General features: G+C 71.4%; 11 protein-coding genes. All 11 read left to right on the top strand.

The features are described from left to right. Positions 1-128 precede the first annotated feature (128 nt). The 11 genes from rplJ (at position 129) to ACI793_RS09675 (ending at position 11,622) form a co-directional block, all read left to right on the top strand. Positions 129-746, top strand: a complete 618-nt coding sequence (gene rplJ, locus ACI793_RS09725; RefSeq protein WP_456606177.1) for a 50S ribosomal protein L10 — start codon at positions 129-131, stop codon at positions 744-746. 17 nt (positions 747-763) lie between these two features. Next, complete coding sequence (gene rplL / locus ACI793_RS09720; RefSeq protein ID WP_456606176.1) at positions 764-1,159, top strand: 50S ribosomal protein L7/L12; 396 nt, start codon at positions 764-766, stop codon at positions 1,157-1,159. A gap of 321 nt (positions 1,160-1,480) precedes the next feature. Further along, the gene (locus ACI793_RS09715; RefSeq protein WP_456606175.1) at positions 1,481-2,617 is read left to right on the top strand and encodes an ABC transporter ATP-binding protein; all 1,137 of its coding nucleotides are present in this window, start codon (positions 1,481-1,483) and stop codon (positions 2,615-2,617) included. Continuing rightward, a complete protein-coding gene (locus tag ACI793_RS09710; RefSeq protein ID WP_456606174.1) occupies positions 2,614-3,429 on the top strand; it encodes an MlaE family ABC transporter permease in 816 nt (271 codons plus the stop codon). The genes ACI793_RS09715 and ACI793_RS09710 overlap by 4 nt, the downstream gene beginning before the upstream one ends. Next, positions 3,429-4,298: an MlaE family ABC transporter permease gene (locus ACI793_RS09705; protein WP_456606173.1), complete on the top strand. Its 870-nt coding sequence runs from the start codon at positions 3,429-3,431 to the stop codon at positions 4,296-4,298. The genes ACI793_RS09710 and ACI793_RS09705 overlap by 1 nt, the downstream gene beginning before the upstream one ends. Positions 4,299-4,305: 7 nt before the next feature. Beyond that, positions 4,306-5,679 carry an MCE family protein gene (locus ACI793_RS09700; protein WP_456606172.1) on the top strand — a complete coding sequence of 458 codons (1,374 nt, stop codon included), beginning with the start codon at positions 4,306-4,308 and terminating at the stop codon, positions 5,677-5,679. Between the two features lie 28 nt (positions 5,680-5,707). Continuing rightward, positions 5,708-6,769, top strand: coding sequence for an MCE family protein (locus ACI793_RS09695; RefSeq protein ID WP_456606171.1), 1,062 nt, complete (start codon positions 5,708-5,710; stop codon positions 6,767-6,769). Continuing rightward, positions 6,769-7,800, top strand: a complete 1,032-nt coding sequence (locus tag ACI793_RS09690; RefSeq protein WP_456606170.1) for an MCE family protein — start codon at positions 6,769-6,771, stop codon at positions 7,798-7,800. The genes ACI793_RS09695 and ACI793_RS09690 overlap by 1 nt, the downstream gene beginning before the upstream one ends. Next, positions 7,797-9,026 (top strand): MCE family protein, encoded by a 1,230-nt coding sequence (locus ACI793_RS09685; protein WP_456606169.1) that lies wholly within the window; start codon positions 7,797-7,799, stop codon positions 9,024-9,026. Before ACI793_RS09690 ends, ACI793_RS09685 begins: the two co-directional genes overlap by 4 nt. After that, entirely contained in the window at positions 9,023-10,324 is a 1,302-nt protein-coding gene (locus ACI793_RS09680) for an MCE family protein (protein ID WP_456606168.1), read from the top strand. The genes ACI793_RS09685 and ACI793_RS09680 overlap by 4 nt, the downstream gene beginning before the upstream one ends. Further along, on the top strand, positions 10,321-11,622 hold the full coding sequence (locus ACI793_RS09675) for an MCE family protein (protein ID WP_456606167.1): 1,302 nt from the start codon (positions 10,321-10,323) through the stop codon (positions 11,620-11,622). Before ACI793_RS09680 ends, ACI793_RS09675 begins: the two co-directional genes overlap by 4 nt. The last annotated feature ends 46 nt before the right edge of the window (positions 11,623-11,668 follow it).

Here is an 11,668-nt window from a genome sequence, read left to right as displayed (position 1 = left end):
ATCGACAGGCCCTCGCGCCTGCCTCTCGCCCCGTGCGCTCTGCGCCGGGGCGTTCCTCGTCTCCGGGGTGCCGATCGTCCGCGTTCGCGCGGCCGGCCAGCGGTCGCCCGACAGACGAGAGGAGGCCCATGCCCACGCAGGCGAAGGCCGCGGTGATCGACGAGATCACCGAGCGGTTCCAGAACTCGAGTGCGGCGGTGCTCACCGAGTACCGCGGGCTGACCGTGGCACAGCTCACCGAGCTGCGCCGTTCCCTCGGTGCGGGCAGCACGTACGCCGTCGTCAAGAACACCCTGACGAAGCGGGCTGCGGACTCGGTCGGTTTCTCCGACCTCTCCCCGCTGCTCAACGGCCCCACGGCGATCGCCTTCATCGAGGGCGACCCGGTCGAGGGCGCCAAGGCGCTCCGCGACTTCGCGAAGGCCAACCCGCTGCTCGTGGTCAAGGGCGGCGTGGTCGACGGCCGCACGGTCGACGCCTCCGAGGTCACCCGCCTCGCCGACGTCGAGCCCCGTGAGGTCCTGCTGGCCAAGCTGGCCGGTGCGATGAAGGGCAACCTGACCAAGGCTGCCGGGCTGTTCCAGGCCCCGTTGTCGCAGGTCGCCCGCCTCGCCGCCGCGCTGCAGGAGAAGAAGGCCGCCGACGCTCCGGCCGCCGAGGCTCCCGCTGCGGACGACAGCGCTGCTGCTGCTGACACCACCCCCGAGACCGACAGCGCTGCCGCCGACGCGGCCAGCGACGACTGACCCAGAAGGAGATCGACATGGCTAAGCTTTCCAGCGCAGAGCTGCTCGACGCGTTCAAGGAGATGACCCTCCTCGAGCTGTCCGACTTCGTGAAGCAGTTCGAGGAGACCTTCGAGGTCACCGCAGCTGCTCCTGTGGCCGTCGCGGCCGCCCCGGCCGCCGGTGGCGGCGGTGGCGACGCCGGTGGCGCCGCTGCTGAGCAGGACGAGTTCGACGTCATCCTCGAGGCCGCCGGCGACAAGAAGATCCAGGTCATCAAGGAGGTGCGCGGTCTGACGTCCCTCGGCCTCAAGGAGGCCAAGGACCTGGTCGACAACGCGCCGAAGCCGGTCCTGGAGAAGGTCGCCAAGGACGCCGCGGAGAAGGCCAAGGCTGCCCTCGAGGGCGCCGGCGCCACCGTCACCGTCAAGTGACCCCCCACCCGGCGGTCGTGACCGCCGGGTAAGCACCACCCGTACGGCAGCAGGGGCCGTCCTCCTCCGGGAGGGCGGCCCCTGTCGCGTCCCCTGGGAGGGGGAACCCGCCCCACCGCCGGAGGGAAGTGCATGGAGATCCGGGTCACGTGAAAGACGTGACACACGTAACCTGTCGGCTGCGCGTTCGTTACCGACGAGTAGTCAGTGCGTGGACGGCACTCTCCGGATGCGGAGGGGGTCGCGCTGCCGCACACTGCCGAGGCTCGTCGATGCGGCGGGACGGGGACCGGCAGAAATGCCGAGCGGGAGGCGGGGATCGTGGGCGTCGCAGTCGAGGTCGAGGGGCTCACCAAGTCCTTCGGTAGCCAGAACATCTGGAGCGACGTCACGCTGACCCTTCCCCCGGGTGAGATCTCGGTGCTGCTCGGCCCGTCCGGCACCGGCAAGTCGGTCTTCCTCAAGTCGCTGGTCGGCCTGCTCAAGCCCGAGCGGGGATCGATCGTCATCAACGACACCGACATCGTCCGGACCAGCGAGCACCGGCTCTACGAGATCCGGAAGCTCTTCGGCGTCCTGTTCCAGGACGGGGCGCTCTTCGGGTCGATGAACCTGTTCGACAACATCGCCTTCCCGTTGCGCGAGCACACGAAGAAGAGCGAGTCCGAGGTCAGGCGGATCGTCCTCGAGAAGATGGACATGGTCGGCCTGCAGGGCGCCGAGGGGAAGCTCCCGGGCGAGATCTCCGGGGGTATGCGCAAGCGGGCCGGACTGGCCCGGGCCCTGGTGCTCGACCCCGAGATCATCCTGTTCGACGAGCCCGACTCCGGCCTCGACCCGGTCCGCGTCGCCTACCTCAACCAGCTCATCGTCGACCTCAACGCCCAGATCGACGCCACGTTCCTCATCGTCACCCACGACATCGGCACCGCCCGGACCGTGCCCGACAACCTGGGTCTGCTGTTCCGCCGCAACCTGGTCATGTTCGGTCCGCGCGAGCAGCTGCTGACCTCCCAGGAGCCGGTGGTCCGCCAGTTCCTGAACGGCCGCCGCGAGGGGCCGATCGGGATGAGCGAGGAGAAGGACGTCGCCCAGGTCGAGGCCGAGATGGCCGCGCTCGAGGCACGCGGCGGCGACTCGCACAACGGCGTCGGACCGAAGGGTGCCTCGGGTGGGGAGGCGGTCCCGCCGCAGCTGGAGCCCACCGAGGGCCTGCCCGAGCGCAAGGGCGCCCTGCGGCGTCAGGAGCGCGTGGCGCGCATGCTGCACGAGTTCGACGGCGAGACGGCCGCGGCCATCCGCAAGTCCCTGCCTGCGGACCTGCTCGCCCGCGCCGACGCGGGGATCTTCCAGCCCACGAGCGGCGTCGGCGGCCGCCACTGGGCGCCCGAGGCCGACGCGGCGGCCGCCGGGTCGACCGCCACCGTGCTGCTGCCTCGTCGGGAGGACCGCGGGTGACGGCCACCGACGAGCCCAGGGCGCCGGGGCTGCTCGACGGGAAGTACTCGCCCACCCGCCCGCTTGCGGCCAGCGGCAACCTGTTCGCCTTCGCGCTGGACGTGATGCGGGCACTGCCCAAGCGCCCCTTCCAGCTCCGCGAGTTCATCCAGCAGACCTGGTTCGTCGCGAGCGTGACGATCCTGCCGACGGCCCTGGTCGCCATCCCCTTCGGCGCCGTCATCGCGCTGCAGCTGGGCTCGCTCACCCGGCAGCTCGGCGCGCAGTCCTTCACCGGGTCGGCCTCGGTGCTCGCCGTCCTGCGCGAGGCCAGCCCGATCGTGACGGCCCTGCTGATCGCCGGCGCCGGAGGGTCGGCCATCTGCGCCGACCTGGGCGCCCGCAAGATCCGCGACGAGATCGACGCCATGGAAGTGCTGGGCATCAGCCCGATCCAGCGGCTGGTCGTCCCGCGGGTGCTGGCCGCGATGCTGGTGGCCACCCTGCTCAACGGCCTGGTCAGCGTCGTCGGCGTCGCGGGCGGCTACTTCTTCAACGTCGTCCTCCAGGGCGGCACACCCGGTGCCTACCTGGCCTCCTTCAGCGCGCTGGCGCAGGTGGAGGACTTCTGGTCGGGGGAGATCAAGGCGCTGGTGTTCGGCCTGATCGCCGGCATCGTGGCGTCCTACAAGGGGTTGCGGGCCGGAGGTGGGCCCAAGGGCGTGGGTGACGCGGTGAACCAGTCGGTCGTCATCACCTTCCTCCTGCTGTTCGCGGTCAACTTCGTCATGACGGCGCTGTACTTCCAGCTCGTCCCGCCGAAGGGGTCGTGATGGCGCTCCTCTCGCCGGTCGACCGGCTGCGGGTCCGGGCCCGGCGCATCGTGCGCACGGTCTACGGCCGTCCCATGAGCGCGCTCGAGGACCTCGGGGACCAGCTGGGCTTCTACGGTCGCGCCCTCGCGTGGACCCCGCGCACCCTGCGCCGCTACAAGAAGGAGGTCATGCGGCTGCTGGCCGAGGTGACCTTCGGCAGCGGCGCGCTCGCGGTGATCGGCGGCACCGTCGGCGTGATCGCGTTCCTGTCCTTCTTCACCGGCACCGAGGTCGGCCTGCAGGGATACGCGGCGCTGGACCAGCTGGGCACCTCGGCGTTCACCGGGTTCCTCTCCGCCTACTTCAACACCCGCGAGATCGCCCCCCTCGTCGCCGGCCTGGCGCTCTCGGCGACGGTCGGCTGCGGGTTCACCGCCCAGATCGGCGCCATGCGGATCAACGAGGAGATCGACGCCCTCGAGGTCATGGGCGTGCCCTCGCTGCCGTTCCTGGTCACCACCCGGATCGTGGCCGGCTTCATCGCCGTCATGCCGCTGTACGTGCTGGGTCTGCTGAGCAGCTACTTCGCCACCCGCCTGATCACCACCCAGGCCTACGGGCAGTCGACGGGCACCTACGACCACTACTTCAACCTCTTCCTGCCACCGCAGGACGTGCTCTGGTCCTTCCTGAAGGTGCTCGTCTTCGCCGTCGTGATCATTCTCAGCCACTGCTACTACGGCTATCGCGCCAGCGGCGGCCCCGCGGGTGTCGGCCTGGCCGTGGGCCGCGCCGTGCGCTTCTCGATCGTGGCGGTGATGGTGATCGACCTGTTCCTGTCGCTGGCCATCTGGGGCTCGACGACGACCGTGCGGATCGCGGGGTGAGCGGCCGATGAGCAAGGGAGCGGTGATCCGTCGCCGGCTGCAGGGAGTCGCGTTCCTCGTGACCCTCGTGCTGCTGCTCGGGCTGGCGGTGGCGCAGTACAACAAGGCGTTCACCGACGTGGCGCGGGTGACCCTGGAGACCGACACCATCGGCAACCAGCTGCAGACGGCCTCGGACGTCAAGGTCCGCGGCGTGATCGTGGGCGACGTCCGTGCGGTCGACGCGAGCGCCGGCGGCGCCACCATCGAGCTGGCCATCAAGCCCGAGTACCTCGAGCAGATCCCGGCCGACGTCACGGCGCGACTGCTGCCCAAGACCCTCTTCGGCGAGCGCTTCGTCGCCCTGGAGATCCCGGAGGACCCCTCGAGCGAGCCGCTGGCCGACGGCGCGGTCATCGGCCAGGACCGCAGCGAGAACGCCATCGAGCTGCAGCGGGTGGTGGACAACCTCCTGCCACTGCTGAAGGCCGTCGAGCCGCAGGATCTCTCCTACACCCTGGGCGCCGTCGCCGAGGCGGTGCGCGGCCGCGGGGACGCACTGGGCGCCAACCTGGCCGCGGTCGGGCGCTACACCGGTGAGCTCAACACCGTCCTGCCGGACCTGCAGGCCGACATCTCCGGCCTGGCCGACTTCGCCGACACCTACCAGTCGGCGGCCGACGACCTGCTCGGCGTGCTGGACAACCTGGCGGTGACCAGCCGCACCCTGGTCGACCAGCGGGAGCAGCTGCGGCGCACCTTCACGGTGGGCGACAGCGCCGCCGCGGTCACCGCGGGCTTCCTGGAGGCCAACGAGCGGAACCTCATCTCGCTGGCGGAGACCTCGCGGCCGGTGCTGAGCACCCTCGCCGAGTACTCGCCGGTCTACCCGTGCCTGCTCAACGGGCTGGCCCGCTCCGTCCCGCGGTACAGCGAGGTCTTCGGTGGCGACGGCGACCCCTACCTGGATCTGAACATCACCGTCACGTTCCCGCCGCGCAACCCCTACGTGCCCGGTGACCAGCCCCGGTACCTCGACCAGTCCGGCCCCGACTGCCAGGGCCTGGACGACATCGACGGGCTCATCGCCGCGGCCGAGCAGGGCGAGTTCTACTGCCCGCGGCCACCCGAGGACGGCGTCCGGTCGGCGGACAACCCGGCCACGGGCAACCCGGTCTGCCTCGGCGGCAGCGGGCCCGACGACATCCCCGAGGGCGCGGGGGAGCCCAACCCCCAGTCCGGGACGTCGCTGCCGAGTGGACTGGCGGGCTCGAGCGCTGAGCTGGACTTCGTGCGCAGCATCCTCGCCTACCAGACGGGTGCCCAGCCGGACGAGGTCTCGGACCTGGGGGCCTCGCAGCTGGCGCCGTTGCTGAGGGGGACCGAGGTGGCACTCCGATGAGCGGGCAGCACAGCGAGGGAGGGACGTCGTGAGGGGGCTCGTCGCGCCGCTGATCAAGCTGGTGGCCTTCGCGCTGGTCACGATCATGGCCAGCTACGTGCTGATCACCACGATCACCAACGCGGGCTACGGGGAGCAGGTCTCCTACCGTGCCGAGTTCACCGACGTCGCCGGGCTGGTCGAGGGCGACGAGGTGCGCATCGCCGGCGTGCGCGTGGGCCAGGTGAAGGGCATCGGCCTGACCGAGGCCACCGACCGCCCGATCGCCGAGGTCGAGCTCGAGGTGGCCGCCGACGTCCCGCTCCCGGCGACCGTCGAGGCCACCATCCGCTACCGGAACCTGGTGGGTCAGCGGTACATCGCCCTCGCCGAGGGGGAGGGCGCCGCGGGCCGCACCCTGGAGCAGGGCGGGCTGATCCCGGTCTCGCAGACGAAGCCGGCGCTGGACCTGACGACGCTGTTCGGGGGCTTCCAGCCGCTGCTCCAGGCGCTCGCGCCGGCGGACATGAACCGGCTGTCCTTCGAGATCATCCAGGTGTTCCAGGGCGAGGGCGGGACGGTGGAGAGCCTGCTCGGTCACGTCGCCTCGCTCTCGTCCTCCCTGGCCGACAAGGACGCCGTCATCGGCAGCGTCATCGACAACCTGACGACGGTGATGGCGTCGGTCGCCGCCCGCGACGAGCAGCTGTCGGGGCTGATCGTGAGCCTGCAGCAGTTCGTGACCGGCCTGGCCGGGGACCGCGAGGTCATCTTCGACTCGCTGCAGACGATCGACGAGCTGGCCACCGCCACCACGGGCCTGCTGGAGGACGTGCGGCCGCCGCTGGCCGCCGACATCCGCGCCCTCGGCGACCTGTCGGCCAACCTGAACGACACCGAGGACGTGCTCGAGGGGTTCCTGCAGCTGGCGCCCACCAAGATCGACCTGATCACCCGCACGGCGATCAACGGCAGCTGGTTCAACTTCTTCCTGTGCGGGGCGGGCGGCTTCCTGGTGCTGCCGGTGACCGACCCGTCGACCGGGGAGCGGACGGGCGTGAACCTCCCGGCCGAGGGGCTCGACAACGGTGAGCGGGGGTGTGGCGGCTGATGGCCCGGAACTCGAAGCCGTTCCGCGACCGGAACCCGGTCACCATCGGGGCGGTCAGCCTCACGGTGATCGCGGCGATGGTATTCCTGGCGTTCAACGCCCAGTCGCTGCCGCTGATCGGCGGGGGCACCGTCTACCGGGCGCAGTTCTCCGAGGCCGCCGGGCTGCGCGCCGGTGACCCGGTGCGCGTGGCGGGGGTGAAGGTCGGCACCGTCGAGAGCCTCGCGCTCGAGGACGGCGCGGTGCTGGCCGAGCTCCGGGTGACCGACGCCTTCGTCGGTGACCGCTCCGAGGCCGCGATCAAGATCGAGACGGTGCTGGGCGCGAAGTACGTCGCGCTCGTCCCGCGCGGCTCCGGTGAGCTCGATCCCGACGACCCGATCCCGCTCGAGCGCACGGCGTCGCCCTACGACGTGGTCGAGGCGTTCGCCGACCTGTCGACGACGGTGGAGGAGCTCGACACCGCGCAGCTGGCCGGCTCCTTCGAGGTGCTCGCGGAGACCTTCGCCGAGACCCCCGACGAGGTGCGGACCTCCCTCGAGGGCCTGGCCCGGCTGTCGGACACCATCGCCTCGCGCGATGCGCAGCTCGAGCAGCTGCTCACCGCCACCCGCACGGTCACCGAGGTCCTGGCCGACCGCAACGGCGAGTTCACCCAGCTGATCCTGGACTCCAACACCCTGCTCACCGAGGTCCAGGAGCGGCGGGCGCTCATCGACTCGATCCTCACCAGCACCCAGGAGCTCTCCGTCCAGCTCTCCGGCCTGGTGGCCGACAACCGCGAGGCGCTCACGCCCGCGCTGCAGCAGCTGTCGACGGTGACCGACCTCCTCGCCCGCAACCGCGACAACCTCGCGCAGACGGTCGAGAACCTCGCGCCGTTCGTCCGGGTCTTCACCAACACCCTGGGCAACGGCCGCTGGTTCGACAGCTTCGTGGACAACCTGCTGCCCGGCGTGGTCGGCAGCGTCATCTGCGGTGGACCCGGCGTGGTCGGGCTGCCCCTGAGTTGTGCGGAGGGCGACCGATGACCGGCCCGCTGCAGCGCGGCGTCGCCCTGGCGGCCGCGCTCGTGCTGGTGGTCGCGCTGGGGTGGACCGTCCTGCGCCCGGCCGGCCAGTACAAGGTCACCGCCTGGTTCGACCAGACGGTCGGGCTCTACGAGGGGGCCGACGTCCGGATCCTCGGCATCGAGGTCGGCGACATCACCGGTGTGACGCCGGTGGGCGACAGGGTGCGCGTGGAGATGATGCTCTCCGAGGACTACGACATCCCGGCCGACGCCGTCGCCGTGGTGCTCGCGCCGTCGCTGGTGTCGGACCGCTACGTCCAGTTCGCCCCGGTGTACTCCGGTGGCCCCACCATGGAGCACGGCGCCGAGGTCCCGCTGGAGCGGACGGCGACCCCCGTCGAGCTCGACCGCGTCTACGGCGCCCTCGACGAGCTGTCGGTGGCGCTCGGACCGGACGGGGCGAACAGCAACGGCGCCCTCTCCGACCTGGTGGACGTCGGCGCGGCGAACCTCGACGGCAACGGTGACGCGCTGAACCGGACGCTCACCGGCTTCTCGCAGGCGGTGGAGACGCTGGCCCGCAACCGCGACGGGCTGTTCGACTCGGTCGAGAACCTGCAGACCTTCACCAGTGCACTGGCCACGATCGACGCCTCGGTCGGGCAGTTCAACACCAACATGGCCGCGGTGGCCGACCTGCTCGAGCAGGAGCGGGCCGACCTCGCCCTCGCCGTCGAGCTGCTGTCCTCGGCGCTCGGTGACGTGGCCGGCTTCGTGCGCACCAACACCGACCTGCTGAGCACGAACGTCGACAAGCTCGCCGACGTCACCCTCGCGCTCGTGCAGCAGCGGTCCGCCCTGGCCGAGGTGCTCGACGTCGCGCCGGCCGCCCTGGGCAACCTCGCGCACGCCTACAACCCCGACTACGGCACGCTGGACACGCGGGACAACTCCCTCGGGGCCACCAGCCCGGAGGTCATCGTGTGCCAGATCCTGTCCTCGACCAACCGGCTGCAGCTCGACCTGGACATCCTGCCGGCCATCGGCCTGCAGCTGCCCTTCATCGAGCAGGTGTGCAGCCGGCTGCTCTCCGGCGACGCGGACGCCGACGGCTCCTACGACGACCTCAACGGCAACGGGGTGCCCGACCTGCAGGAGCTGCTGACGGCGCTGTTCGGTGGTGCCACGGCGCCGCCGGGCGGCCCGCTGCTCGGCCTGCCCCAGCTCGTGGGAGCCCAGCAGTGAACCGGCCGCTCACGCGCGTGACCGCCCTCGGCGCGGGCGTCCTGCTGCTCGCCGGCTGCGGCGGGTTCCGCGGCGCCTACTCGATCAGCCTGCCGGGCGGGGCCGACGTCGGGGACGAGCCGTACTCGGTGACCGTGCAGTTCCTCGACGTCCTGGACCTGGTGCCGCAGTCCGGCGTCCGTGTCGCCGACGTGCCGGTCGGCCGGGTCGACGAGATCGAGCTGGGGGAGGACTGGACCGCCGAGGTGACCGTCACCGTGAACGGGGACGTGGAGCTGCCGGCGAACGCGGTGGCGATGGTCCAGCAGTCCTCCCTGCTCGGGGAGAAGTACGTCGAGCTCGCCGCGCCCGGCAACGAGGAGCCACGTGGGCGGCTGGAGGACGGCGCGGTGATCCCGCTCGAGCGCACCAACCGCAACGTCGAGGTGGAAGAGCTGCTCGGCGCGCTCTCGCTCGTGCTCAACGGTGGGGGGCTCGCCCAGCTGCAGACCATCGCCAAGGAGCTCGGCCAGGCTCTGGAGGGGCGGGAGTCGGCGATCCGCAACACCCTGGACCAGCTCGACGTCCTGATCGGCGGCCTGGACGAGCAGAAGGCCGAGATCAACCGGGCGCTGGACAGCGCGAACGCCCTGGCCGCCACCCTGGCCGAGCGCACCGGCACCATCGAGACCGCGCTCGACACGATCGGGCCGGGCCTGGACGTCATCAACGAGCAGCGGGGCCTGCTGGTCTCGATGCTGGAGAGCCTGTCGAGGCTGGGCGACGTCGGCACGCGGATCATCGACCAGGCCGCGGCGAACACCGTCGCCGACCTGGAGCTGCTGCAGCCGGTCCTGACCCAGCTGGCCGCGGCCGGTCCCGACCTGGCCGGGTCGCTGGACCTCCTGCTCACCTACCCGTTCCCGGCCAGCGCCGTGATCGGGGACGGCAGCGGGGGCGACGTCCCGATCAACTACCGGCAGGACCAGCGCACCGGCGGGTACGGGGTGTTCGCCAACATGACGGCCACGCTGGAGCTCGACCTGACCCAGGTCCTGTGCCGGTACGTCGTCGACCCGCTCAGCGGGGCGCTCGAGACGCTCGAACCGCAGGACCTGGCCGGCGACTCGTGCGGCGTCCCGGGCACCCCGCCGGCCAACCAGCGCACCGCCGCCGGCGAGGGCGGTGGCGCCCCCACCGGGCCCGGCCCGACGCAGGGGCTGAGCATCCTGCCGGAGGAGATCGTGGGGCAGTTGCCCACGGCGGAGTCCCTGACCGGCCTGCTCGGCCTGCCCCAGGTCCTGGGAGGACAGCCGTGATCACCCGCACGACGAAGATCCAGCTGCTGGCGTTCCTCACCCTCGCCGTCCTGGCCACCTCCTACCTCGGCTACAAGTACGTCGGGCTGGACCGGCTGGTGCTCGGCAGCGGCTACGAGGTGGCCGCCGAGTTCGACGACTCGGGCGGCATCTTCGTCAACGCCGAGGTGACCTACCGCGGCGTCGCGGTGGGCCGGGTCAGCGACATGGAGCTCATCGACGACGGCGTGCGCGTCGTCCTCACCATCGACCCCGACGCCGACCCGATCCCCGCGGACGCGACGGCGACCGTCGCGAACCGCAGCGCGGTGGGGGAGCAGTACGTCAACCTCGAGCCCGACGGCGAGGACGGGCCGTTCCTGGAGGACGGCTCGGTGATCCCGCGCGAGCGGACCTCGATCCCCGTCCCCGTGGAGGAGTTGCTGCTCAACGTCGACCGGCTGGTCGGGTCCATCGACGAGGAGAACCTCCGGACCGTCGTCGACGAGCTCGGCCGGGCGTTCGCGGGCGCCGGGGACGACCTGGGGCGGCTGATCGACAACGGCAACCTGCTGCTCGCCCGGGCCGAGGAGTCCCTGCCGCAGACCCTGGACCTGATCACCGACGGCCGCACCGTGCTCGACACCCAGGTGGCCAGCCGGTCGGCCATCGAGCAGTGGGCGGCCGACCTGCGGCTGGTGTCGGACACGCTCGTGGACATCGACCCCGACATCCGCGGCCTGCTGGTGGACGCTCCGGACGGCGGCCAGGCGCTGCAGGACCTCGTGGAGCGCGCCGGACCGGGGCTGGGCTCGCTGGTGCGCAACGTCGACATCCTCAACGGCGTCACGATCCCGCGGCTCGACGGCGTGGAGCAGATGCTGGTGACCTATCCCGACATCGTCTCCGGCGGGTTCAGCGTGGTGCGCAACGACGGCGGCAGGATGCGGGCGCACTTCGGCTTCGTGCTGAACGCCGGGGAGCCGCACGCCTGCACCAGCGGGTACTCGTCCACCGCTCGGTCGCGCAGCCCCGGGGAGGTGGCCGCCCTCGACGTGGACGAGGTGTCCTGCGACGTCGTCAACGGCGTCGACCCGGACCCGTCCGACGGCGTGGACGAGACCGGCTCCAACATCCGCGGCGAGCAGAACATCGGCCGGTCGGGCGGTGTCGCCGCCGACGGGCCGCCGAGCGGCGGTGCCGAGCTGCCCCCGCTCGGTACGGTGATCGGCGGCCTCGTGGACGGGGTGGGCGGGCTGCTGGATGACGTGCTCGGCAACCTGCTCGGCGCCAGCCCCTTCGCGCGGACCACGGGCTGATCCGGGCATGCCACCGGTGCGGGAGCGAGACGACGAGGAGATCCAC

This window comes from Blastococcus sp. SYSU DS0617, assembly GCF_054051075.1.
Note: the sequence above shows the minus strand (reverse complement) of the source record. Positions and strands in the feature narration are given on the sequence as shown.